21 protein-coding genes are annotated in these 23,897 nt (G+C 50.9%); 9 read left to right on the top strand and 12 right to left on the bottom strand.

What is annotated here, in order from left to right:
• Positions 1 to 175 precede the first annotated feature (175 nt).
• The 3 genes from AC0MA3_RS12210 (at position 176) to AC0MA3_RS12200 (ending at position 4,211) form a co-directional block, all read left to right on the top strand.
• Positions 176 to 1,921 carry a DEAD/DEAH box helicase gene (locus AC0MA3_RS12210; RefSeq protein WP_379153665.1) on the top strand — a complete coding sequence of 582 codons (1,746 nt, stop codon included), beginning with the start codon at positions 176 to 178 and terminating at the stop codon, positions 1,919 to 1,921.
• Positions 1,918 to 2,994, top strand: a complete 1,077-nt coding sequence (locus AC0MA3_RS12205) for a YqhG family protein (protein ID WP_379153667.1) — start codon at positions 1,918 to 1,920, stop codon at positions 2,992 to 2,994. Before AC0MA3_RS12210 ends, AC0MA3_RS12205 begins: the two co-directional genes overlap by 4 nt.
• A gap of 137 nt (positions 2,995 to 3,131) precedes the next feature.
• Positions 3,132 to 4,211, top strand: a complete 1,080-nt coding sequence (locus tag AC0MA3_RS12200; protein ID WP_474656396.1) for a hypothetical protein — start codon at positions 3,132 to 3,134, stop codon at positions 4,209 to 4,211.
• Between the two features lie 157 nt (positions 4,212 to 4,368).
• On the opposite strand, the gene AC0MA3_RS12195 is transcribed toward AC0MA3_RS12200, so the two are convergent.
• Positions 4,369 to 4,557 carry a YqzE family protein gene (locus AC0MA3_RS12195; protein WP_379153671.1) on the bottom strand — a complete coding sequence of 63 codons (189 nt, stop codon included), beginning with the start codon at positions 4,555 to 4,557 and terminating at the stop codon, positions 4,369 to 4,371.
• A 188-nt stretch (positions 4,558 to 4,745) separates the two neighbouring features.
• Here AC0MA3_RS12195 and AC0MA3_RS12190 point away from each other — a divergent pair, with 188 nt between their 5' ends.
• Positions 4,746 to 5,525, top strand: a complete 780-nt coding sequence (locus AC0MA3_RS12190) for an N-acetylmuramoyl-L-alanine amidase (RefSeq protein ID WP_474656395.1) — start codon at positions 4,746 to 4,748, stop codon at positions 5,523 to 5,525.
• Here the strand turns inward: AC0MA3_RS12190 and AC0MA3_RS12185 are convergent.
• The 3 genes from AC0MA3_RS12185 to AC0MA3_RS12175 all read right to left on the bottom strand — a co-directional run bounded on the left by AC0MA3_RS12185 (position 5,512) and on the right by AC0MA3_RS12175 (position 8,195).
• A complete protein-coding gene (locus tag AC0MA3_RS12185) occupies positions 5,512 to 6,438 on the bottom strand; it encodes a divergent polysaccharide deacetylase family protein (RefSeq protein ID WP_474656394.1) in 927 nt (308 codons plus the stop codon). The genes AC0MA3_RS12190 and AC0MA3_RS12185 overlap by 14 nt on opposite strands.
• Positions 6,439 to 6,525: 87 nt before the next feature.
• Positions 6,526 to 7,629: a glycerol dehydrogenase gene (locus AC0MA3_RS12180; protein ID WP_474656393.1), complete on the bottom strand. Its 1,104-nt coding sequence runs from the start codon at positions 7,627 to 7,629 to the stop codon at positions 6,526 to 6,528.
• Between the two features lie 110 nt (positions 7,630 to 7,739).
• Complete coding sequence (locus tag AC0MA3_RS12175) at positions 7,740 to 8,195, bottom strand: MerR family transcriptional regulator (RefSeq protein WP_379153680.1); 456 nt, start codon at positions 8,193 to 8,195, stop codon at positions 7,740 to 7,742.
• Between the two features lie 196 nt (positions 8,196 to 8,391).
• On the opposite strand from AC0MA3_RS12175, the gene AC0MA3_RS12170 reads away from it, so the two are divergent.
• On the top strand, positions 8,392 to 9,261 hold the full coding sequence (locus tag AC0MA3_RS12170; protein ID WP_474656392.1) for an SDR family NAD(P)-dependent oxidoreductase: 870 nt from the start codon (positions 8,392 to 8,394) through the stop codon (positions 9,259 to 9,261).
• Between the two features lie 269 nt (positions 9,262 to 9,530).
• On the opposite strand, the gene AC0MA3_RS12165 is transcribed toward AC0MA3_RS12170, so the two are convergent.
• Entirely contained in the window at positions 9,531 to 10,454 is a 924-nt protein-coding gene (locus tag AC0MA3_RS12165) for a hypothetical protein (RefSeq protein ID WP_474656391.1), read from the bottom strand.
• A gap of 261 nt (positions 10,455 to 10,715) precedes the next feature.
• Here AC0MA3_RS12165 and AC0MA3_RS12160 point away from each other — a divergent pair, with 261 nt between their 5' ends.
• Entirely contained in the window at positions 10,716 to 11,561 is an 846-nt protein-coding gene (locus tag AC0MA3_RS12160; protein WP_474656390.1) for a YihY/virulence factor BrkB family protein, read from the top strand.
• A gap of 8 nt (positions 11,562 to 11,569) precedes the next feature.
• On the opposite strand, the gene AC0MA3_RS12155 is transcribed toward AC0MA3_RS12160, so the two are convergent.
• The 7 genes from AC0MA3_RS12155 to AC0MA3_RS12125 form a co-directional block, all read right to left on the bottom strand.
• On the bottom strand, positions 11,570 to 12,982 hold the full coding sequence (locus tag AC0MA3_RS12155; RefSeq protein ID WP_474656389.1) for an FAD-dependent oxidoreductase: 1,413 nt from the start codon (positions 12,980 to 12,982) through the stop codon (positions 11,570 to 11,572).
• A 15-nt stretch (positions 12,983 to 12,997) separates the two neighbouring features.
• Entirely contained in the window at positions 12,998 to 14,539 is a 1,542-nt protein-coding gene (locus tag AC0MA3_RS12150; protein ID WP_474656388.1) for an extracellular solute-binding protein, read from the bottom strand.
• 37 nt (positions 14,540 to 14,576) lie between these two features.
• Positions 14,577 to 15,452, bottom strand: coding sequence for a carbohydrate ABC transporter permease (locus AC0MA3_RS12145; protein WP_379153694.1), 876 nt, complete (start codon positions 15,450 to 15,452; stop codon positions 14,577 to 14,579).
• 22 nt (positions 15,453 to 15,474) lie between these two features.
• Positions 15,475 to 16,335 (bottom strand): ABC transporter permease, encoded by an 861-nt coding sequence (locus tag AC0MA3_RS12140; RefSeq protein WP_379154205.1) that lies wholly within the window; start codon positions 16,333 to 16,335, stop codon positions 15,475 to 15,477.
• Between the two features lie 216 nt (positions 16,336 to 16,551).
• Positions 16,552 to 18,396 carry a cache domain-containing sensor histidine kinase gene (locus AC0MA3_RS12135; protein WP_474656387.1) on the bottom strand — a complete coding sequence of 615 codons (1,845 nt, stop codon included), beginning with the start codon at positions 18,394 to 18,396 and terminating at the stop codon, positions 16,552 to 16,554.
• Between the two features lie 55 nt (positions 18,397 to 18,451).
• Complete coding sequence (locus AC0MA3_RS12130; RefSeq protein WP_474656386.1) at positions 18,452 to 20,116, bottom strand: response regulator transcription factor; 1,665 nt, start codon at positions 20,114 to 20,116, stop codon at positions 18,452 to 18,454.
• Between the two features lie 81 nt (positions 20,117 to 20,197).
• Positions 20,198 to 21,109, bottom strand: coding sequence for a GNAT family N-acetyltransferase (locus AC0MA3_RS12125; protein WP_474656385.1), 912 nt, complete (start codon positions 21,107 to 21,109; stop codon positions 20,198 to 20,200).
• A 457-nt stretch (positions 21,110 to 21,566) separates the two neighbouring features.
• Between AC0MA3_RS12125 and AC0MA3_RS12120 the strand changes: the two genes are divergently transcribed.
• From AC0MA3_RS12120 to AC0MA3_RS12110, 3 genes are read left to right on the top strand one after another with little or no spacing between them, the layout of a single operon-like run.
• Positions 21,567 to 22,346 (top strand): ParA family protein, encoded by a 780-nt coding sequence (locus tag AC0MA3_RS12120; RefSeq protein WP_474656384.1) that lies wholly within the window; start codon positions 21,567 to 21,569, stop codon positions 22,344 to 22,346.
• 1 nt (position 22,347) lies between these two features.
• The gene (locus tag AC0MA3_RS12115) at positions 22,348 to 23,418 is read left to right on the top strand and encodes a ParB N-terminal domain-containing protein (protein ID WP_474656383.1); all 1,071 of its coding nucleotides are present in this window, start codon (positions 22,348 to 22,350) and stop codon (positions 23,416 to 23,418) included.
• Positions 23,402 to 23,857 (top strand): DUF6075 family protein, encoded by a 456-nt coding sequence (locus tag AC0MA3_RS12110; protein ID WP_474656382.1) that lies wholly within the window; start codon positions 23,402 to 23,404, stop codon positions 23,855 to 23,857. Before AC0MA3_RS12115 ends, AC0MA3_RS12110 begins: the two co-directional genes overlap by 17 nt.
• Positions 23,858 to 23,897: the final 40 nt, after the last annotated feature.

Genomic DNA, 23,897 nt, shown 5'->3' with positions numbered 1-23,897 from the left:
TTTTCGAAAATAGGAGCCTCTCAGCGAAATATCGGCAAAAGATGGCACATTTACTCCCGCTTGCTCGCTATTTTACAGCATCGGACCGAAAATAGCAGGTTATGAATTCTCTCTTTTAAGAGCATACTACTGCTACACATTTCGCTATGAACCAAGCGCCGGAGGAGGCTGCAACATGACGCAATTATTCCGTAACCCGTTACCCGAAAAGGATCTGGCCCACGAAACGCTGCTGCCTGTCCCTCTGTCATTCGACCGGAACTGGCTGGATGATCTGGAGTCGAGGCTGGAGAAAGGCGGACCTTGGGGAAATTGGAGGCTGTCCCGGTTAGCCATTCAAGGTGAAAAATCAGGGCTTGTAACCAGCTTTGATGAGCTTCAGTGCATGAAGCATCTGTCCGGTCTGTCCCCTCTCCCCCACCAGCTCGATACCGCTCATAAAGTACTGTTCCAAATGTCCGGACGCGCCATTCTCGCCGATGAGGTCGGACTTGGCAAGACCATTGAAGCCGGGCTCGTGCTGAAGGAATATCTTGTTCGGGGACTTGTGACCAAGGTCCTCATTCTTGTACCAGCTTCACTGGTGCTTCAATGGGTGCGTGAGTTGAATACCAAATTCGGTATATCTGCTATTGCCCAAAAAAAGACCTACTCCTGGGACAACCATATCGTTGTCGCCTCTATGGATACCGCCAAGCGGGACCCGCATAAGGAACTGTTGCTGAATCAAGAATACGACATGCTTATTATCGATGAAGCCCATAAACTCAAGAACAAGAAATCAACCAATTATCTCTTCGTCCAGCAGCTGCGCAAAAAATACTGCCTTCTGCTCACTGCCACACCGGTGCAGAATGATCTCGGCGAGCTGTTTAATCTGATCACACTGCTAAAGCCGGGCCAGCTTGGTAATCAGGGGGATTTTGCCACCAATTTCGTGGTAGACAAGCGCCAGCCGAAGAACGAGGTTCAACTGCGGGGCGAGCTATCCAAAGTCATGATCCGCAACCGCCGCGGCGAAGGCCCGGTGACTTTCACGAAGCGAAAAGTAAAGAATATACCGCTCACGCTCTCACCGGAGGAAAAAGTATTATATGACGGAGTTACGGCCTTTGTCAAAGACCAGTATCAGGAATCGGGCGGCAATCTCAGCAGCATGCTCTCTCTGGTTACTCTGCAGCGCGAGGTGTGCAGCAGCCGGGATGCTGTTTTTATAACCCTGGTCAACCTGATCAAGAAGCTCCCGGCCGACTCGCCAAAACGCGAGCGGATGATGGAGCTGCTCCAGATCCTCCGCACCGTCAAAACGAATACAAAAGCGGAGAAAACCATGGAGCTGATCCGGGAAATGAACGAGAAGGTGATCGTCTTCACTGAATACCGGGCTACTCAGGAGTACCTGCTTCAATACTTCCGGGATCACGGTCTCCAGTGTGTAACTTACTCCGGCGGCATGAACCGGGGCAAAAAAGACTGGATGATGGACTTATTCCGCGGCCGCGCCCAGGTGATGATTGCCACCGAAGCCGGCGGCGAGGGCATCAACCTGCAGTTCTGCCACCATATGATCAATTTCGATCTGCCCTGGAACCCGATGCGGGTGGAGCAGCGGATTGGCCGGGTGCACCGGCTGGGGCAGGAGAATGATGTGGTGATCTACAATCTTTCAACTGAAGGCACCATTGAGGAGCATATTCTCCATCTGCTGCATGAGAAGATCAATATGTTCGAGATGGTCATCGGAGGACTGGACGTCATTCTGGAACGCTTCGAGAAGAAGGAATCACTGGAAAAAAGCCTGTATAAGATCATGCTCGAAGCCCGCAGCGACGAGGAGCTGCGCAGCGGGCTGGACCATATCGGTGAATCGCTGAGCGAGCTGACCCATGGGGTTCAAGGCGAAAGCGAGGCCGGGGCATGACACTCACGCCACAGGAAGTGCGCAAGCAAGTCATGGATTATCTGGAGGCTACAGAGTGCTCGATGATCGAAGTGTCACCCCTGCATGTGACGGTGAAGCTCTCACCTCGCGCGGACCGCATGCTCACGGAGCGGCCTTATTATTGGGGGTTCGTCGAGCGGACGGGCGCCCCCCCGGAAACGCTGTCGTTCACTTTCGTCTTCGATCCGGAGAAGTACGATCATCTGGCGGCAGCCGCGCAGGCAGCACCGCCAGTAAGACAGCCGCGCGGAGCGGGAGACCGCACAGCCGCGGCGGGACTGCCGGCCGGAGCGGGCGCGGCCGGGATAGAAGCCGGCGCGGAGCTAAGCGCCGGCTCAGGGATCGGCCCGGCGGCTGGAGCACCGCCGGGGGGTACAGCTGATCCGCAGGACAGCATCCTTTCCCGCTTCTTCGGGTTCGTTCCGCCGCTCCCCCGGATCGGCCCGGGGATGATCAGGCGCGAGGACGTCACCTACGGCAGCAAGCGCCTGGGACAGATCTGGTCAGCTGCCCGGGAGGAAGGCAAATGCCTGCAGCTGTTCGAGGATCCCGGTGGCAGGCAGCGCTTAACCTTGCTCTCGGCTGCCTATGAACCGTGGCTTGCCGTCTGCTACAAGGTGGAGATGAGCTGTGATCTGAAGCGCGAGGAACTGCATTTCATTGGTGTCTCGCTCACCTCGGGGCTTATTGTCCCTGACTTCGAGGCCAAGCTGGGATCACGTGAATTAACGCCGCGTTTGCCGGAGAATATTCACATTCAACCATCTGAGCTGAACATTGCTGCTGGGGCAGACCGGCTGGAGGGTTATCTGACTTCAAAGCTGGCGCTGCTGGATTACACCTGGGCCGAAGAAGCACGTGAACGGCTGCAGTTGGAACTAAGCATAGTGGATATCTATTACGAGGAGCTGCTCAAGGAGCTGGATGAAGAGAAACGGCTGGCGATCCTTGAGCAGTACAACCGCCGGCGTAAGGAGACCACCTGGCAGTATGAGCCGCAGATTGCAGTATCTGCCGTGACCTATGGCCTGTTCCATCTGCGCAGCACATAAGATGCGACCCTGCTCGCTAAAAGCAGGCAAAAAAACAGTGGAATTCCCGCACACCAGCGCGACAGCAAGCAACAGCCTTTTCAGAGCTTGTCCTCTACAATAAATTCAGTACATCAGTGAAGAAAGGTGAACGCCAAATGAAGATAAAAGCTAGGCAGAAGGACGCTCCCGGACACCGCGGGCGCCTTCTCCTCTGCCTGTGTCTCAGTATAATGCTGTTCTCGGCTAGCTCTGCATTTCCTTCGGAGCTGTCAGCCACAGGAACCCGGGTAACTGTCACGCAAGCAGTCTCCACAACCAATTGGCCTTTAATTGCGATGAAACCCGTTACCTCACCGGAATCCCTGCAGGATTTCGCAAGTACGACCATTCGCAAGCTGTCCGCCGATCCTCCCTTCACCAGCTGGAGCAACGCCGGGACTGAGTATTTCCCCCTTGGACCGGGAACCCATAGCTGGCTGGTTAATGTGATGAATGGAGAGCAGCGAATTGGCTATTTGATTATCACCGCTGCAGAACAAGGCGGTTATATGCTCAGTGAATACGGAGCCGGCAGCTACGGCCTCCCCTACAGCTTGCAAGATCTGCGCCAGTTCCTGGTGCAGCAGGAACTTATCCCAGTCCATTATTCCGGAAAGATTGAACTCACTGCGCTCTACGCACCCCTGCTGCCCGTATGGAAATTAACAATAGACAGTAAAATCATGTATATTAATGCATCCTTGTTACAGGTTCTGCCTTGGAGTTCCAGCCATGCAGATGATGTTCTACATGGCAATACTGCCGGAATCAGCACAATATCCAGCCTGGATGTTGACCGTTCTCCTCTTCCTGTCTACCGGACCGAAGGGCAGGATGATCCGTATGCTGACTTGTTATGGCTGTCGGCACCACCACTACCTACACTTAACGTGGACCAACTCACTCTGACTCTGGCCTCAGGCAGCAGTCTTGCCTTCCAGTCCCGGGGCCGGAACGACGTATATGGGGCTCCCTTTATGGTTACCGGCTTTCAGCGCTGGCGACCTGCCGCCAGGAGCAATCCGGCTAACGGAAGCCCTGGCATTCTATACGCCGCTTCCGGCCCGGACGGCAGACGGTATCTCCCCCTTGACATGCTTCAGCGTAGCGGAACCTTGCACAAGCTTCCCTCTTCGGGAAGTGCTGCACTAGGGGTCGCCTCTGTTGCAGCACAAGCAGTTCCGGCCTCTAAATAAGTTTAGTGCCGCGATGCACTGCAAAGAACCTTCCCTTGTCTGGAATAGGCATAGGAAGGTTCTTTGCTTTAACGTATGTTATATAAGGCTGAAACGTATTTTCCTTCAGTGTCTCTTAGTGTTGAATCCATTTCAGCGAATAAAGCCGCGCCTGGCTTTATTTCCTGCTGCTGCGCGTCCACTTGCTGCGCCACATGGACCAGCCAAGCGGGAGCATACCGAACCATTTTTCCGCCCAGGGCTGTTTCTCAGCCTTTCTGCGTTCCCTGCTGGCCCGCGGATCTTCCATGTAGACGACTACCTTCTCCGTAATATACTTCACCAGATCATCACCCCCGGAAGCCATACGGTTCACCTCCTGTTTCCCTGAACGGGAATTCCTATGTCTCTGCCACAAGCTCCATGCTGCTAGTCTGCTCCAAAAGGACCTGTGTTAAACCTTTTGTACGTTTTTCCGTATAGCCTTGACTGCTGTGGCACAATCTATCAAAGTATCCATCCCCATGACCCGTCCCGGATAAGGAGGTTATTCCCTTGAGAAGCTCATTTCACTTGAAAATTCTGCCGAGAACAGGCGACTATCTGACACAGACACGGCGTGTATGGCTGCTTTTGACGTATGCCGGTCTACTGATGTCACTATTTACAGGAACGGCTGCGGGAGCGCGACCGGCCCTAATAGAACCTTCACAGGTCGGCGGGAAGCCGGAACGTCATCAAATGCTGGGCCACGACCAGCGGATCATTCTAATTGACGCGGGACACGGGGGGATTGATGGCGGCACCTCGTATGGCAACATCCTGGAAAAGGATATTACGCTGGCGATATCCCGCCGTCTGTTCCTCCTGCTGCGCAGTGATGGCTTTGACGCCATTCTGAACCGGACCGGGGATTATGCGCCCAGTGACGAGAACCGCTGGCTGCGCAGCTCCTCCCGGCATTTGCGTGATCTGGCGCAGCGCAAAGAGCTGGCCGAGACCCTGCCGGCAAACGTAGTCGTCAGTATTCACATCAACTGGGCTCCATCTCCTTCGAAGCAAGGTCCACTGGTGCTATATCGCCAGGAAGGCCGCAGCTTCCTGCTCGCAAGATCCATTCAAGACCATTTGAACCAGCTTTACGATGTTAAGAAAGCGCCTAGGGCCGGCAAACCCTTCTATCTGCTCAACAAAATAACCGCCACAACGGTTATCGTTGAGGCGGGATTCATTAGCAATGCAGACGACAGGGCCAAGCTGTGCAGCCCGAAAGGCCAGGAGGACATTGCCGAAGCCATCGCCGGCGGCATTGCCGCCTATCTTATGGAAGTGTGAGACTGGAATTCCATTTCCACTGGTCCTTGACCAGATCGGAGATGCCTACAAATTCAACACTATCTTTCAGTTCAGCAATGCCGCTGCGGATGCCTGCAGCGGTTTCTTTTCCCTGAATGCCGACATGTCCGATGGTGACACAATATTTTTGATTCACTGCCCTTTCCTGCACCAGCCGCATTTGCTTGGCCACATGTTCAGAGGTATGAACATCATCCAGAAAAATGTGATTCTCTACCGGAGGAAGCCCCATCTCCCTGGCCATTCTCCCGGCAATCGAACGGTAGTTGGTATGGCTGTCGACAAAGAACAGCCCCCGCTCCTTGCATACACTCAGGATAATGCCCATCACCCGCTCATCACCGGTCACTTTGGAGCCCATGTGGTTATTCACCCCGATGGCAAATGGAACATTATCCAGTGCTGCCTCTACCCGCTGGCGGACCTCCGTATCACTCATCCGTGTCAGTACGGCTCCCGGCCCCAGCCATTCCGGCTTGCCTTTGTTCGGTTCCATGGGCAAATGCACTAACACATCAAGCCCACGGTCATGGGCACGCCTCGCGTCCCTCTCTGATGTCGGAAGAAACGGCATAACCGCCACTGTAAACTTAACAGGAAGCTTGAACATTTCGTCCGTCCCCCGCAACCCGTTGCCAAAATCATCAATAATGATCGCTACACGCCTATGCCCAGAAACATTCTCTGCCGGCTGAGCATGTGTATTTCCGGCGCCACTCGGTGGAACGGGATTCGTCAGCAGAAAGCTTGAGCGTTCCTGCCCCCTGTACTGGTCTTGGACGGCTTCCTTGCCGTGAGCAAGCGTCACAGCGAAGCACTGGCCAGTTAGTATCACTACAGAAGCAATAAGACATATCATAGTGCCTTTAACCAAACGATAGCCTTTATTCATCAGGAAATCCTCCTTCGAGTTCTACAACCATTGTTCTCATTGTTTGGAACCCGGAGGATAAATATGTACAGAACAGCTACGCAATTATTAACAATCCCCAGCCAGGGCTTGCAGTCCACGCCGATCCGCTGCAAAAATAGCATTGAGTACCTGCTGCGGAGTCACAGTAAAAGGCATATTGCCCATCGGTCCGTCTTCCGCACAGCTGGCTTCAGCAGCATTCATAAGCCGCTCTCCCGTTATACCGGACAACCCCAGTTGACTTAGGGTTAAGGGCAGGCCCGCCATCCGGCAAAAAGAGATTACCTCAAGGATCTCTTCTTCCGGTGCCTCCTCAAGCATCAGCTGCACGAGCGTTGTGAACGCGACCTTCTCCCCATGCAGCACATGCCGGCATTCCTCCAGTATCGTAAGTCCATTATGGATAGCATGCGCTGCAGCTAATCCGCCGCTCTCAAAACCGATGCCGCTGAGATAAATATTGGCTTCCACAATGAATCCAAGAGCCTCAGAGCCGATACCTTCCCGGCAATCCCGAAGCGCTTCTGCCCCATAGGCCAGCAGAGTATCACGGCAAGCACCCGCCAGAACGAAGGCAGCAATGGTGCCTTTTCCTCCCGCCTCAGTAACCGCGCCTGAGCGCCGGCAGGCTCTGGCTTCATAATAAGTCGACAGAGCATCGCCCATACCTGCAGCGAGCAGCCTGGCCGGAGCCTTGGCGATGATATCCACATCGGCAACCACCACATCCGGACTGCGCCGCAAGTGCAGATAATGGTCCAATTGCCCATCCTCCGAATACAGTACAGACAAGGCGCTGCAGGGCGCATCCGTGGAGGCAACTGTTGGCACGAGGACCATTGGCAATCCCGAAAAGTGGCTGACCGCTTTTGCCGTATCCAGGGTTTTCCCTCCACCGATGCCGACAATCACACTAATGCCCGCATCAAGTCCGGCCACAATCTGATTAACTTGCTCCATGGAACACTCTCCCCGGAATTCACGCTGAACCAAAGGGAGCTGAGCCCGATCGAAACCGTCTGCAATCTCCTGCCCGTATACAGAAAGAATATAGGGATCTATGATCGCATAAGCCCCCTTGGCTTCTAGCTGTAAGCAATGGAGTCCAAGCTGCGCGAGTTCGCCTTTCCCCTGAATATATTTTGACGGAGAGCAAACCAGTTGTGTCATTAGTAACTCCTCCCATAAACGTAATCTTACTCATTCCTATCATTCTAAGCAGACTGTCCGAATCCGGCAATGAAAAAAGCCCCAACCTGTGGGCTGGAGCCTGCTGCATATTATCGTATGGTCCTGCGCACAGGCATTTTCTTCTGATCTCCGGTCAATTCACATTCCTGTGGCCCAAGAAAATCCTGGTCCATTTTGCTGTCAATCAGATCTACAATCTGTTGCAAGGATGCGATCTGATCCAATATTTTCTGCTTATGATTCCGTATCATTGCATGCAGTTCCGGGTATTCAGACAAATTGGAATCCAGTGACAGATCCAGGTAAGGACGCATATCATCCAGTGACATCCCAGTTTTTTTGAGGCATGTGATCAGCTTCATGGTCTCAATATCGTTGTCGCTGTAGATACGGTGGCTGTTTCCCTTGCGCTGCGCCCGGGGCAGCAATCCAATTTTCTCGTAATACCGTATTGTATCCTCCGTAATCCCTGTAAGCTCCGAGGTTTGTTTAATGGAATAACTTTGCAGTAGATCTACGCTGGAGTTCGCACCAGATTCGCTCATAGGATCACCTTCCACGGTTATTTTTCACTGTGTCTCTTTATTGTATAACCTGGAGTCAGCTCCAAGTCAACCTTGGTTTTGCGTGAAATCCCCTGCTTGACTTGGAGTCGGCTCCAAGTTATACACTAAGCGCATGAACCGCCAGATCTGCAACTCCGTTACGCAGACTGGGACTAACATCAAAGGAGAATGACAAATGACTACAGGACAACAGTATCGCGGAACAGCGCTTATCACAGGTGCGAACAACGGCATTGGACTTGAATTGACCCGCAAAATGCTGGGTGAAGGCTGGCAGATCATCGCCTTGATCCGTTCAAATTATCCAACGGACGATACATTAATCAGCAGGGCAGTGAAAAGCGGGCAGCTTCGGATCCACAAAGCCGACCTGAGTGATTTCACCGCACTGAGACATGCCTTGAATGAGATCAAAGCTAAAGAGCAGAAGATCGATCTGCTGTTCAACAATGCGGGCGGCAGCTTTCCCGAGCTAAGTAACTCCAGACAAGGGCGTGAAATGCATTTTGATCTCCAGACCGTGGCGCCGTATTTGATTACGATGGAGCTCAAAGAGCTTCTACAAAAAGGACATTTAAAAACTGTAGTCAACACTTCATCTAATGCGTTTATGACAATGAAGCAATTTGACCCGGACATGCTGGAGCATCCCACTGCATTTAAAAAGCTATTCGGTCCGTATGCAGCCTCCAAGCTGGCCCTCTCGCTCTGGACTCGGGAGCTTGCACCCCAGCTCGCAGCAGAAGGAATCCTGGTCCGCAGCGCAGATCCGGGAGGGAACAATACCATTAGAAGCGGCAAAAGATCAGGCTTGCCCTTCTGGCTGAAGCCGATCATGAAGCTCTTCTTCCACCACCCCAGCCATGGCGCCGGACTGCTATACAATGCAGCCTTAGGCCAGCACAGCAAACTGGCTGGAGTTTTTCTGGTCAAGGACCAGATCACCGAGCTGAAGTTCGCTGCCCACAGCGCTGCCGTTCTAGCGAAGGTCCAGACCATCTATGAGCAGGAATTCGCCGAATCAGGCAGTGTCCCTTCTTCGTGAGGAGGATAGGGGGCTGTCGTAATCTTACTAGTACGGTGGATAGCGCGCCATAACCGCACCGTTTCGGGGAATAATGCGTTTAACAACGGAATTCCTGTTGTTGTTTGTGCCTTTACGCGCACAGTGCTTAACCGCAAATCAGAATCGCCGTGAATTTGGCCCCGGTGAAAATTGAAACATGTCAATACTCCCTCATCGCTTGGTGGGTACCATCATCGGATCTATGGCCGGCTAGCTCTAATTCCTCCAGATCCGATCGGGTGCATCTGCTAATAACGGCCAAACGCGCGAAGAAGCAGCATATTCTCAATCACGATATGCGTCTTCCACCAGTTTTCACTGATGGCGAACTCCCGTTCGAAGGCGCCCCAGCTCCAGGTCAAATTCCAGATACCTTCCTCATTTCTTGTCTGAAGAAGATAGTCCAGCTCCTCATGAAGAAGAGCGGCATTGCCAGCATAACCCGGGCTTTCCGGTGATTTGATAAACACCGAGGGTCTGCAGCTGTAGCCGCTCCACTCTCCCGCTTCCCGCTTAATTAATACTGTGATTTGCTCCAATACAGCTTCCTGAAGCTGAGTATAGGGCAATTGTTCCTGCAACCCCGCCTCCGAGATACACTCGAGGAGTGTAACGACACATTTAAGCGGATGCATCTCTAGACCAGAGTCCATAAGGAAATTTGTACTCAATTCCCTGGCAATATCCATCCCTTGATGATAAAGCCTGCTGCTTCTGTCCGCATACTTCAGGATGAATCCGGCCAAAATGGCTGTTGGATTGAACATACTGTGGGCCGTACTATTCGAGCTTGTATGCCACCATGGCGCATGCGGATAATGGTTGTTGGACTCAACCACATTCCTCCACGTATTCCCCTCCATCTCAGCTCCACTATCCAGATAACGTAGAATACCTTGAATCACTGGATGCGATCCATCCTCATAATGAATCTCCAGCAGTTTCTCCACGGCATTAGCTGTCTGAATCGGCGTGGAGCATGGGTTCCACGAATCTGCCTCCAGTGCATGAGCGAACCCGCCATCCTCATTCTGATAAGCCGATAACGCAACAAGCACAGCGTCTGCAGTCCCTTCCTCGAAGTGAAACTTCCATCTTGCCAGGTCAACCAGCCGGGCATTGCGGTACACCCAGTTACGGATCTTTTTGAAATCCGGTTCCATTAAATTCATCCTCATTCTCCTTTGGGTCAAGCTCTTCACATGAACATCTTCTGCACCTGCCTGTATTTAACCCGACTATACTTTTAAATACTATGATATCCTTCATTACGGGGATCAAAAATTAAAAATAGAATACTCTGGGAAAATATCAGGATTCCGGTTTTAGGATAATCTGAATGTTCTCTCCCGCCTCACCTGCTGATTCCAGGCCGGGAAGTTGAGTTAAATATATGCGATAAGCATATTATAGGATAAGCAGAGGAGGGACTTATGAAGAACACTACCGCCGGAAGAGCCTTTTCCTTTTCCAAACAGCTGTATCAAAAGATTAAACTTGATGATGTTCAGGGGATTAGCGCACAGCTTACTTACTATTTAATCCTGTCCTTCTTCCCTTTTCTGATCTTCATTATGACGCTGATTGGGTATGCCCATATCTCGGTGGAGGACAAAATCCGTGATCTGGAACAGATCATGCCTGCCGAGGCAATCTCTATTATTGAAGAAATTCTGAAGGATGTAGCCGAAGGCCGAAGCCAGGCCTTGTTGTCCTTTGGGATGCTGGCCACCTTATGGGCAGCATCCAAGGGGATCAACGCGATTATAAAAGGCCTTAACCGCGCTTATGATATTGAGGAGAGCAGGGTATTCTGGGAAGTGCGCGGTATTGCCTTTCTGGCCACGCTTTTCATCGGGTTTGTGGTGCTGCTCAGCATTTTGCTGCTGGTGCTTGGCTCCTGGCTCAAAACACAGGTCTTCCTGCTGGTCGATCTGCCTTACGGCTTTCAGAAAATATGGGACTTGCTGCAATATGCCGTTCCACTGTTCATCATGTTCATTGTCTTCACCCTGCTATACTGGATTGCCCCCAGCCGCAGGCTCACACTGAAAGAGGTTATGCCCGGCGCGATGTTTGCCACCATCGGCTGGATCATAACCTCTACCCTCTTCTCCATCTATGTCAACCAGTTCAGCAGTTTCACTGAGACCTATGGCAGCCTCGGTGGAGTCATGGTTCTGCTGATCTGGCTGTACATCAGCTCCATCATCATCCTGGCTGGCGGTGAGATCAACGCCATTCTAATGAACCGCAAGCTCAAGCGATCCATCAAGTGAACTTATCCTTAATGGTAAAGAGCCCCGCCGCTGTCTCCTATACTCTTGATTGTCACCGCTCCAGTCGCCTTATCTTCTGCTTCCGTGAGCGGCAGATACGCCCCTTCCTCCCTTAACCGTCTGCGGAGGGAAACCGTGTCTACAGTATGGACGTCAGGCAGGGGTTGCAAAGAAGCCATGGCAGCAGCAATCCCGGCAGCCTCACCCATTGCCAGACAGACAGGCATGACTCTAACGCTGCCCTGCACTTCGCGTACGCACGAAATGGAGCGTCCGGCTACCAGCACATTTTTGAGCGAACGGGGGGTCAGACACCGGTAGGGAATCCCATGGGACTCCCCGGGACCATATCGCTTAATCACTTCCTGCTTGCCTCCGGCCTGTTTCTCCTCCTTCTCGGTTCCGTGAATATCAATGAAATAGCTGTTACGGCATATTTCATCGGCGAAGCTGCGGCGGTTGACGTAATCATCCACACTAAGTACATAATCTCCGGTAATTCTCCGTGTCTCCCTCACGCCCATCAATGATCCCGTATTAGCTACGTATGAGTTCCCGAAGGAGGCTGGCTGATATTCAGCAAGGGCATCCCTGTAGGCTGCAGCCAGCTTACGTCCCTGCATCAGTGCCTCCGATATGGACATAACATCTGTATTGTCCACGTCCCACAAATGTCCTGCATTGAAACCAACCGTTCGGGGTGCAATGATATTGTTACAGATATGCGCATCCGGGATCAGCGGATATTGGCCAGAGCTGAGGATATCATAAATCGGACTGGTTTTGTTATTGTTATGGAGCATCGGTCCATGGAGGTACGCATACTCATCCACATTGCCCAGCGTGAAGCAGTGTGTAGCTGGCATCAGCTCACCAGTATCCGTATCCCCTTTCAAATACTCCGCTCCCGCCCATGCGGCAACATCCGCATCACCTGTACAGTCAATATACACCTTGGCCTTCAAGGCCTGAAGTCCGCTTTTGCTGGCTGTAATCAGAGCTGTAACATTGCCATCCTCATCTGTATCTACCGCTCCCAGCTGTGTCATGAACTGGACTGTTGCCCCCGCCCCTTGGACCAGCTCATCGTAGACAACCTTCAGCTTCTCAGGCTCAATGGGCACCCAATCCATGGCATCCTTATTTACATGCGGCATCTTCGCCTTCAACGTTTCAAATACTTTCATCGCCAGGCCTCTATAGATGATCGATTCCATGTCAGAGAATGGACACCACGCCGGCACAAGTCCCGAGGTTCCCATTCCCCCAAGGCTGCTAGTGGCTTCAATCAACAGTGTCTTCGCCCCTTCACGCGCCGCAGCCGCAGCCGCAGTGCAACCGGATGGACCTCCGCCGACAACAATGACATCCCAGGAATCCTGGAGCGGAATTTCGTTATTCCGCATTCTGTAGCTGTTCATGCGCTTCCCTCCTGACTATTTCTTCACGGATGCATACCACTCATTGACTTCCTTGGCACTGGCTTCTCCGCCGGCGGCATTGTATTTCTCTACGAATGCGGCCACTGCATCGGCAGATTCCTCGCCAACTATCACTTTTACAGCAAAATCATTGATCATCTGATTCAGCGATGCGTTGTTCTTGGAATACTCCGGCAAGGAAGGAGCCATTGCCAAGGGATCCGAGATCCGGAATTCCGCAGGAATTTCCTTGTTCAAGAAGGTGAAGCCTGCGAACAAACGCGGGTCTTTCTGCACACGGGCCTGCCAGTAGACGGGATACAGCTTTTCATCAATTCCGGTCAGAAAATTGCTCGCCAGTCCGCGCTCATCCGTAAACAGCGGCAGAATCGGGCTATACACCCCATCTTTGTAAGTGAAATGCTTGCCTTCCTCGCCAATCGCGATCAGCTTGAAGGTATCTTTGTCCAGCTTGGCATTGATCCACTTGATGGCGTCCTCCGGGTGCTTCGAGGATTTCGGAATAAAGGTCAGCCGGTCAAAGCCGCCACTCATCCCTATACCCGCTTGCCCATCCTTCCCCTTCAACGCCGGAACATAAGCATATTTGGCATCCGGAAAGTTCTTGGTCAGGGCATCTGCAATGCCCGGAATGTCATACCAGGCAAGCGGGATCACGCCGACCCGGCCGCTGGTGAACTTTTCCTTAAGCGTAGCGTCTTTATTCACTGCAAATTCTTTGTCCAGCAGTCCTTGCTTATACAGGTCAGCCATATAGCTCAGATAGTCTTTAAACCCCGGATGCACGGGTGTCGCAACTAGTTTACCATCTACTACATTCCAGCTCGTGGCGATGCCGAAAGCTCCGGTCACATTAACCATCGTAGCCATTGCGCCGTCAATGGAGAGCGGAGCGCCTTTATCACCGTTGCCCCCCGGATCTTTGTCCTTAAAAGCCTTCAGGACGGAGGTTAATTCATCCAGGGTTGTAGGCATTTTGAGACCAAGATTATCCAGCCAATCCGTGCGGATCATCAGACTGCTGCCGGCAAACTCGGAGGCCCGGTTCGGAATGGCATATATTTTACCGTCCACCTTCATAGCTTCAAAGGATTCGGGGGAGATCGAGGCTTTGATATTCTCGCCATACTTGTCAATCAGCGGGGTCAGATCGACAAGCGCACCCATCTTGGCATAATCTGTGTAGACCGCTTTTTCACCCGAGATGGTAATGACATCGTAAGGCTCAGCGGAGGAGATCAGCAGATTCAGCTTATCCATGGCCTTGTCAGCCGGCAGCATCTCGTATTTGACCTTGTAGCCGGTTTTCTCCTCCACCACCTTAGCGAGTGTGTAAGTATTGTAATCATCCTTCGACCATAAATTAAGTGTCTTCAGCTCCGGCTTCGCCCCGCTCTCCGTTTGCGTGCCAGCCGTTTGCTCCGCTGCACTTCCCGCCGCCCCTTCTTTGTTCGTGTTACCGGAAGAACCACAACCGGCTATCGATGCCACGAGCCCTGCAGACAGCAACAGTGTCAGCCATTTTCTATTTAGCATATGAAATAAACCTCCCCATAAGTTCTGCAATCTCAGTTCAGCCCTTTACCGAGCCAATCAGCACGCCTTTGATGAAATACTTCTGCATAAAAGGATATACGAGCAATATCGGCACCGTAGATGCGACCACTGTTGCTGCGCGGATGCCTTCCGGAGACATATTCATGAGATCGTCTACGCTTTTATTCGTAAGATTCGCACTGTTTGCGTCCATCACCACATCCTGCAGATACAATTGCAGTGTCTTCAGTGCGGTGTCATTAATGTAGATCATCGGGCCAAAATAATCGTTCCAATATCCAACGGCGTAGAACAGCGCAATCGTGGCAATCACCGGCATACTAAGCGGAAGGATGATCCGGAACAAAATCGTGTACGTCTTGGCTCCGTCAATCCGTGCGGATTCCTCAAGGGCTTCAGGCAGGCTCTCATAGTAGCTTTTGATCACCAGCATATTGAATACGCTAATCATTCCGGGAAGAATCAGCACCCACAGATTATTGACCAGATGCAGCTGGCGCATCAGCAGATAATTGGGAATCAGTCCGCCGCTGAACAGCATCGTGAAGATGAACAGCACCATAATGAAGGAAATGCCGGGCAGATTGCGTTTGGATAACGGATAGGCTGTAAGCGCCGTCATAAGGATGGAGATTAGCGTGCCGACAGCGGTAACACCGACGGAGATACAGAAGGCCCGAATGAACAGGGATGAGGAAATGACCTGCATCAGGGTGTCGAGCTGGAACCCTACAGGCAGAATGCCGACTTTGCCGGAGGTAATTGCCCACTCTTCGCTGACCGATTTGGAGAAGACACTCGCCAGGGGCAGCAGCATAATGAGTCCGATGGCAATCAGGAATAGATACACTCCGGTATCCAGTAAAAAATCCCCTTTGGTCCGTTTTGTCATGGTTGTCCTGCTCCTTTCCTCCTCACCAGATCCCGCGCTTCAGCAGCTTGCGGCTGAGATAATTGCCGGAGACAATAAGGATAAAACCTACTACGGAGTTGAATAATCCGACTGCTGTACTGAAGCTGTAGTCCATTTTGCCAAGACCGATCCGGTAAACAAAGGTACCGATAACATCAGCCGTCTCGTAGACCACCGGATTGTACATGGTGAGAATCTGTTCAGTCCCGGCATCCAGCACGGAGCCCAGGCGGAGAATGAACATCAGCACTACCGTAGGCAGGATCCCCGGAAGCGAGATATGCAGCATTCTGCGGATCCGGCCTGCCCCGTCGATGGAAGCGGCTTCATATTGCTCCTGATCAATCCCGGCAATCGCGGCAATGAAGACGATGGCATTCCAGCCTACCTCCTTCCATCCAGCAGTGAAGACCACCAGGCTACGGAAATACTGGTTGCTGACAAAGAAACTGACCGGCTCTCCGCCGAACCACTGAATGATATTGTTGACGAGCCCCCCGGAAGTGGAGAGAATCGTCACGAACAATCCCGATATAATAACCCATGACAGAAAATGCGGAAGATAGATAATCGTCTGGATCGTCCGTTTGAAAAACATCAGCCGGACCTCATTCAGCACCAGGGCGATGACGATCGGAACGGGAAACAGCAATACGATCTTATACACACTGATCAACAGCGTGTTCGTGAACACCTGTCCGAACTCATCGGACTGGACCAGCTTGTGGAACTGCTCCATCCCCACCCATTCACTGCCTCGGATGCCGTCAAAAATATTAAAGTCCTGAAAGGCAATCAGCACGCCATATAAAGGCGTATATTTGAAGAGCAGCAGAAACAAAAGTCCGGGTAGCAGCAGCATATAATAATCCCTGTTTCTCCAGGCTAACCTCCATTTGCTGGCGGACCTGCTTCGGGCCGCCGCGGCTCTGCTCTTCGGGTTCAACTCCGTGGCACCTGCACCCAAGTTCAATCACCTCCATTTGCTTGTGAGTTGATTATACTGAGGAAGGGGGCCCGGCTAGTAGAGGGTAATCTGATTATTTCTGGTCACTGGCGACTGTAAATGCAGATGCGTTTATTCCGCCCGGGTTGCTTTGACAGTAATGGTTACGGCAGTGCCCTTTCCAGGCTGGGTATGGATAGACAGACCATAACGGTTCCCGGCAAAATAACGGATTCTTTCATGTACATTGTATAATCCGAACGACCCTTCCAATCCATCCGCCCGTTGCCCGGCAGTTTCGAGCAGCAGCCGTTTAGCCTCCTCCGGGTCCATACCGATACCGTCATCTTTAACAATCAGCACAACATCGCCATTCTCCAGACTCGCCGAGATTTCTATCGTTCCCTGCTTATTTTTCGTCTTGCGGATGCCATGCAGCAGCGCATTCTCCACCAGCGGCTGTAATGTCAATTTGGGGATGATATATGGCATGAGCCCAGACTCCGCCTGGATAGAGAACGTGAACGTAGACGGAAAACGGTTCTGCTGGATCTCCAGGAATACCCGGGCCAACTCTAATTCATCGGCAATGGTGACATTATCACGGCCCTTGTTCAGGCTTAGACGGAAGTACTGTGCCAGCGCTTCGATCATTTCGCTGGTGTCCTCCGCATCATGGGAGATGGCCGACCAATTGATCATATCCAGGGCATTGTAGAGAAAATGCGGATTAATCTGTGCCTGCAGCGTCCTCAGCTGGGCTTCCCGTTCTTGTATCTTCGCCTGATAAGACTCTTCCATCAAGTTGTTGACCTTATGGATCAGATGGTCAACGCTGCGTTCCAGCAGCCGGAAATCCCCGTCCGGCAAGGACCGGCGATCCTCCAGCCAGCCGATGCCCTCCTTGCGAATCATCCGCAGGATCATCTTCACCCGGCCCTGCATGCTTTGGATCATGAACATCAGCAGCACAAACACCAGAACAAGAAACATCACTGTAATTCCTGCCAGGGTGGCAATACTGGTGAATTGGCTGAGCGCCGTAGCACGGTGCGAAATCTCTGCTTCCGATACCTGCGCCACCAGCTTCCAGCCTGTCGTACCAATAGTGGTGTATACCACATTCACGTTGTCGCGGCCAATAGTTCTTTGGATAATTCCTTCTTCGGAATGGCCGATCTCGTTAAGCAATTTTCCAGGAAGAGGATTCACAGCTTTCCCCGAGCCTGCCTCTGCATCCCTATCCCCACCCTGATCCGGTTCATCTGTTCCATAGATCAGCTTACCGGCTCCGTCCAGGAGGAAGGGTGTATATTGATCCGAGAAATGAAGCTCCGATACAATCTCCTGCACTACGGTTTCGGATATATCCATCACCAGTATCCCGACAATTTCCTCGTAGTCCCGCGGGTTACGCAGCAGGCGGGCGGCTGAGAAAATATTCTTTTCGCCAAAATCGTTATAAACTTCCGGATATATCCCCGTCCAGACAATCCCCCCGCCAGCTTCCTTCACAGCTTCATACCAGGGGTACTTATTCATATCCGTTAACGGATACAGATTAATCCGGTCTCCACCATATATCCTGGAAGCTTCGGCAAAAAACCGCAGACGGAAAATATCCTGATTCTCCTGGGCAGTTTCGGCCAGATTACGCAGCTCCTTGATCTGTCCCAGCTGGTCGGTTATCTTATCTTTTTGCAGCAGGTTGTCATACAGAATCTGGTTCATGAAGACAGAATTGCTGCTGTCGCGGATATGGTTCAGCTTATAGGACAGGTTCATGCCAGCTTGCTTCAGCGTAAGCTGCATCGTCCGGGTCACCTCTTTCTCCAGCATGTCATTGGAGCGCTGATAGAAAGAGCCCAGCATAATGGAAACGGGTAGAAGAATGAGCAGGACATAAGCAAATAGCCATTTTCTCGCAGCAAGTATCCCCTGACTTAAACCGGTAAGATATGCCCAGAACTTTGTCATCGTGTAGCCCTCCCGGTCTGCCCGGTTTGTACCAACATGATTTCAGACGCCATACTCATTTATGCAGCTCCCTGAATGCACTTGGTGTTCTTCCGGTCATTTTTTTGAACAGCTTGCTAAAGTGGCTGGGATCGGTATAGCCCACCGCATAACAGACCTCGTACAACTTATTCTGTGGATTCTTCAGCAATTCTTTGGCCTGTTCAATCCGCACTTTGGTTAGATATTCAAATAAGGTTTCTCCAGTTTCCTGCTTGAACAGCAGCCGGACATAGGTAGGGCTGAGATATACGCCTCCGGCGATGTCGGCTGCGCTTAGATTCTCCGCATATCTCTGCCTGATCAGCACGCGCACCCGTTCAATAACGTCACTGGACTTTCCACTGCGCTTCAAAAGAGAGTACTCACATACCTCCTGCAGATATTCAGCGGTATACTGGAGCAAATCCCGCATCGTTTCCTGGCGCATGACCTGCTTCCAGGCCTCCATTTCCTTCTGCTCCCACTCTTCTGTCATCCCGTTCAGCTCAAGCATGACCTGCCCGGACTGCAGGATCAGGTGCAGACTGACGTTCTGGGCGTAACGGGAACCATGCCGGCGATTCTGCGCCAGCTGCGCAAAAATCCACTCCAGCTCACTCAATGTCCGCTCTGAGTCCCCCGATCTCAATGCCGAGAGCACCCGTTCACCCCACTCCGCTTCGTACCGGTACTGCAGATAATCACCGGTCTCCAGCTTATCCATAGTCAGGATACGGTTTTTGCCCAGATACCATTTCTGGTCAGCCGCACCTCTTGCCTGCTTATAGGACAACGGCAGCTCCGACAGACTGCTCACTCCCTCGCCCACCCCGATGGTCACGCTGAGCTTCAGCCATTGCCGCAGATTGCTGCGAATGGATTCCGCCAGTAAGAGCAGCTCCTGCTCTGGGGACTGATCCTCCTCAAGCTCCTCAGTCTCCTCAGTCTCATCGGTATCCCCTTTCTTCAGCTCCGGTGTAAGCAGAATCCCTACATATTCTCCGGGCTGCTTCTCAAAGGTGATGCCCCTCATCTGTTTGTCGATTAATTCCTGAATAATATTCAGCACCGTATAGGACAACAGTTGCTTGTCCTGTTCACTCCGGGTATCCATTACTTGCGGTACGTCATCAATCATAATAACCATGATGATGTAATCGCTTGCAGATAACAGCGGCAAATCCAGGAACTCCAGCTTCTCCCGGATATGTGCCGGATGGATGCTGTCGCTGATGACGGACAGAAGAAACTTCTCCCGCAGCAGCGGCAGGCTCTGCGCCAGTTTCACCTGCATCTCTTTCACCCGGCTTCGTTCTCGGGCTTCTGCATCAAGCGACTCTGTAACTTTGCCCATAACAGCGGCAAGCTCTTTGCGGCGTATGGGCTTCAGAAGGTAATCTACCGCATGGATCTGAAGTGCAGACCGCAAATAATCGGCGTCATTATGCCCGCTAATGAACACAATCTTGGCGAAAGGCAGCACGGTGCGCACCTCCGCTGCCATCCGGATTCCATCCATTGCCGGCATTTGCACGTCCGTCAATACGATATCCGGTTTCAGCTCCTTGATCAGCTCGAGTCCCGCATCCCCATCATCCGCTGTTCCAATAAGCTCAATTCCCTGCGCTGCCCAGTTCACATAGTTTCGTAGACCGTTCAGTACAGACGGCTCATCATCCACTATGACCAGTGTTTTCATTGAAATGTTCCTTTCTGTTCCCGTTAGTTATCCTGTCAGTTTCCTAAAAAAAGTAAAACGCCCAGTCTCCCGGGCGCTTCATCATTTCTGATCTTTAGCTGTCAAATCAAAGGCAAAGCAAGCCGCAGCCTCCACCTGCTTGAAGCCCTCTCCAATATAAAGTGCCTGGGCACGATCATTTTCCGCATTTACACACAATACCGTCTGCGTATAGGAATGATCTTTGGCGAACCGCAATGCCGCCCTTAGCAGAATTTTCCCCAGGCCTTGTCCTTGATACTCCGGAAGTACAGACAGTGGCCCAATGTTCATGATCGGTGATCCTTGGTAATCATCGTCTGCTCCACGGACAACACCCACAGCAAGCCCGTTATGGTACAGGATCATGAGGCCGCCTTCAATGTAGCTCTTGCGGGAGATCATCTGAGTGACCATTTCCGGTGTGGCCGGTGTTTCACTGCCTTTCAGTTTGGCAAATCCGGCATTTCTCACCCCGCACCAGACAGGCTCATCGATTCCAGGCCGAAAAGCCTTAATGTCGTATCCGTTAGGCAAGCTGAGATCAGGAACAGATTCTTCATCCCGTACAAGCAAATAGGAATAACGCTCCACAGCAAAACCGGCAGCCAGTATATTCTGCGTCTCTCTTGTATTGACTGTTGGCACGAAGATATTCAGCTTATCCAGGCCTGCCGTATGCCGTAGAACAGCTTGTAACAACTCCCGGTAGATGGCATGTTCAGCTGTATCCGCCTGAAAAATCCGGAATTGGCCTTTCCGTCCCCTCCAGTTATAGTCATTCAAAATCAGTGAAGCGGCTGCAACCAGCGATCCCTGCTCATTGATGGCCACATAGGTAGGATTCTCGTCGGACAATTCAAACTCGGCAAGCTGTTCTTCATATAAAAAGGAATCATCAATATCCGGCCGGTGCTTCCGGCAAAAGTCCAAAAACTCGTTCCTTCTCTCCTGACTTAACGCTTCAATCTTCATGTAATATGCACCCTTCCCGTCCATTATATGGCTTCTATAAGATATCAGAAGTTCAGTGAACCGAAAAGGGTAAAAAACAATTATATGAGCATTCGGGCATAAAAAAACAAGCATCCCTTCAAAAGAAGGGATGCTTGTTTAAACCGTGATGCGGTCAAGAGGACTCGAACCTCCACGATATTGCTATCACTGGCACCTGAATCGCGTATGCAATTCGGTAACTAACGTACTATAGGCGAAATAAGAGGACTCTAGAACCCGAGAAAAGCCTTGTAGAATCAAGGTTTTTTACGGGTTTTTCGTTTTTTTTCAAGTACAGCAAGGGTTTACCGAGTTGACTTAAAACGCAGTCATTTTTGCACGTTTGGAAGAACTCGGAGAGAACCAGACAAGAAACAGCCCCGCTCCCTACCATTGACAAATTATGTGGAGCATAAACTCCGGGGAGGTTTTTCTGATGAATAAAGCCAAGACGATAACCATTGCCAACCAAAAAGGCGGTACAGGTAAAACAACCACAACCTACAACCTAGCCCACGCCTTATCCCATGCAGGAAAAAAAGTATTGCTTGTAGACTTCGACCCGCAGGGTAATTTGTCATTATGCTTCGGAATCGAACAGCCGGATCAACTCGCTGTCAGCATGTGCAATATTCTGGATGCCATTTTGAGTGACAAGCCACTTCCACCTAAAGAAGAATATCTGCACTCTCAGGACAATCTTGATCTCATCCCCAGCAACATCGAGTTATCGGTTTCGGAAATCAATTTGCGGGATGAAATGGGTAGCGAAAAAACACTGACTACATTGCTTGAACCTATGAAAGAGCAGTATGACTACATCCTTATTGATACCAATCCATCTCTGGGACTTTTGACTATCAATGCCCTCGCAGCCAGTGACAGCGTCCTTATTCCGGTCAATCCACAGCTCTGGTCGGCCACTGGATTAACGCAATTGCTCAATATCATTGTAAAGGTAAAGAAGCGGATCAATCCTGCTATCACGATCGAGGGCATTCTGATGACCATGTGCGATACCCGGACCATCCTGTACAAAGAAGCCTACCAATTGGTACAGGAATACTACGGCGAGATTGTCCGCATTTTCCAATCGCAAATTCCAATGTCCGTCAAAGTAGGAGAAGCGAACTTTTACAGTCAGAGCCTAATGAGCTACCAACCGAAATCAAAAGTCACGTTAGCCTATCATAATCTGGCAAAGGAGCTGATGTAGCATGACGGTTCCTAAGCGAATTGTTCCCAAGTTAGGCAGTATCGATGAGTTGTTAAAGCTGTCCGACCAATCCTCTCAACAACCAGAAGTCTTAAACATCGGTGAAGGAGGAATTATATCTATTCCCATCTGTAAAATAAGATTTTTTAAAAATCATCCGTTTCGTCTTTATGAAGGAGAGCGTTTAACAGATATGGCTGACAGCATCGCCAACAATGGTGTGCTTGTGCCCGTTATCGTCCGAAAAATCGAAATTGACGAAAACGGCTGCGAATACGAAATGCTTGCAGGCCACAATCGGATGAATGCCTCCCTCCTAATCGGCTTGGAGTACCTGCCTTCCATCATCAAGGACAGACTCACCGATGTAGAAGCAATGATGTATGTGGTAGAAACTAACGTTCTTCAACGATCTTTTATAGACATGCTTCCCTCCGAAAAAGCAAAAGTGCTTTCATTACGTCATTCTGAAATGTTCTCTCAAGGGAAACGTAACGATATTATTGAAGAGCTAAAAAGCTTGGAAGACCCACAATACAACAGGGATAATGAAACTTCTGCCCCACTGGGGCAGAGGTCTACCAGTCGGGATAAGGTTGCTCAGGAATATGGATTATCCAAAAATTCTGTCTCCAGGCTGCTGCGGATTGATAAGCTGATTCCCGGATTAAAACAGCGTGTCGATGCTAATGAGATACCATTACGCTGTGCCGTTCACCTGTCATATTTATCAGAAGGTGAGCAAACCATGGTCGAACAATCCATTACTGATAATAGCTTTAAATTGGATATGAAAAAGTCAGAGCTTTTGCAGAGTTACTCCGGCAGGCTCAGCATTGAGCAAACCAATAAAATTTTATCTGGCGAAGCAACTCGAAAGCCCCGTAGCCAAACACAACCACCATTCAAATTAAAGCATAAAGTCTTTTCCAAATATTTTACCAGCCATAGCAAAGCTTCCGAGATCGAGCAGATTATCGACAAGGCTCTTGAAATGTATTTTTCCCATCAAAAACTATATGCTTCCGCCCAAAATGATAAGGAGGTCGATGAACATGAGCCCGAACTTTAAAGATATCGAGCATGAGCAATTCTATGAGGGTAATCTACGAATGGCCAACATACCGCAAGATTCGTACCACAAATCTTTATTCTACACATTGGGCCTATCACCGCAAACCCGCCAGCATATTAAAGATCTTTACGACCATCAAGATAACTGTATCCGACTGGAAGGATTGCTGGAGGGCTGGCAAACCGGCACAACCTTGAAAATCACCCGACTGGCCTTTAATTTGTTCAACGGCTTTACCGGGGATAGCGAGTTGAATCCGGACCGTCCTCGGAATTACAGCCCATACTTTTTGTTTGATACAAACCTGATGCCTTACTTTTTTGAATCCATTAAGTTACGGTATGCAGAGTATACTCACTCCCTTGATCAGTCATCCCTCCCGTTCTCCCTGCTGGATGCTAAAGACATGCTGGGCTTTTATGAACAGGAAATCTAACTCTACTCCTCCCTATGCCAGTTCCAAAGAAAGGAGAGCC

This window comes from Paenibacillus sp. LS-5 (assembly GCF_056121505.1).
Note: the sequence above shows the minus strand (reverse complement) of the source record. Positions and strands in the feature narration are given on the sequence as shown.

Bases quoted from the DNA above. Each gene is read 5' to 3' on its own strand.
- AC0MA3_RS12210 (WP_379153665.1), top strand. From the start codon at position 176: ATGACGCAATTATTCCGTAACCCGTTACCCGAAAAGGATCTGGCCCAC.
- AC0MA3_RS12205 (WP_379153667.1), top strand. From the start codon at position 1,918: ATGACACTCACGCCACAGGAAGTGCGCAAGCAAGTCATGGATTATCTG.
- AC0MA3_RS12200 (WP_474656396.1), top strand. From the start codon at position 3,132: ATGAAGATAAAAGCTAGGCAGAAGGACGCTCCCGGACACCGCGGGCGC.
- AC0MA3_RS12195 (WP_379153671.1), bottom strand. From the start codon at position 4,557: ATGGCTTCCGGGGGTGATGATCTGGTGAAGTATATTACGGAGAAGGTA.
- AC0MA3_RS12185 (WP_474656394.1), bottom strand. From the start codon at position 6,438: ATGAATAAAGGCTATCGTTTGGTTAAAGGCACTATGATATGTCTTATT.
- AC0MA3_RS12180 (WP_474656393.1), bottom strand. From the start codon at position 7,629: ATGACACAACTGGTTTGCTCTCCGTCAAAATATATTCAGGGGAAAGGC.
- AC0MA3_RS12175 (WP_379153680.1), bottom strand. From the start codon at position 8,195: ATGAGCGAATCTGGTGCGAACTCCAGCGTAGATCTACTGCAAAGTTAT.
- AC0MA3_RS12170 (WP_474656392.1), top strand. From the start codon at position 8,392: ATGACTACAGGACAACAGTATCGCGGAACAGCGCTTATCACAGGTGCG.
- AC0MA3_RS12165 (WP_474656391.1), bottom strand. From the start codon at position 10,454: ATGAATTTAATGGAACCGGATTTCAAAAAGATCCGTAACTGGGTGTAC.
- AC0MA3_RS12160 (WP_474656390.1), top strand. From the start codon at position 10,716: ATGAAGAACACTACCGCCGGAAGAGCCTTTTCCTTTTCCAAACAGCTG.
- AC0MA3_RS12155 (WP_474656389.1), bottom strand. From the start codon at position 12,982: ATGAACAGCTACAGAATGCGGAATAACGAAATTCCGCTCCAGGATTCC.
- AC0MA3_RS12150 (WP_474656388.1), bottom strand. From the start codon at position 14,539: ATGCTAAATAGAAAATGGCTGACACTGTTGCTGTCTGCAGGGCTCGTG.
- AC0MA3_RS12145 (WP_379153694.1), bottom strand. From the start codon at position 15,452: ATGACAAAACGGACCAAAGGGGATTTTTTACTGGATACCGGAGTGTAT.
- AC0MA3_RS12140 (WP_379154205.1), bottom strand. From the start codon at position 16,335: ATGCTGCTGCTACCCGGACTTTTGTTTCTGCTGCTCTTCAAATATACG.
- AC0MA3_RS12135 (WP_474656387.1), bottom strand. From the start codon at position 18,396: ATGACAAAGTTCTGGGCATATCTTACCGGTTTAAGTCAGGGGATACTT.
- AC0MA3_RS12130 (WP_474656386.1), bottom strand. From the start codon at position 20,116: ATGAAAACACTGGTCATAGTGGATGATGAGCCGTCTGTACTGAACGGT.
- AC0MA3_RS12125 (WP_474656385.1), bottom strand. From the start codon at position 21,109: ATGAAGATTGAAGCGTTAAGTCAGGAGAGAAGGAACGAGTTTTTGGAC.
- AC0MA3_RS12120 (WP_474656384.1), top strand. From the start codon at position 21,567: ATGAATAAAGCCAAGACGATAACCATTGCCAACCAAAAAGGCGGTACA.
- AC0MA3_RS12115 (WP_474656383.1), top strand. From the start codon at position 22,348: ATGACGGTTCCTAAGCGAATTGTTCCCAAGTTAGGCAGTATCGATGAG.
- AC0MA3_RS12110 (WP_474656382.1), top strand. From the start codon at position 23,402: ATGAGCCCGAACTTTAAAGATATCGAGCATGAGCAATTCTATGAGGGT.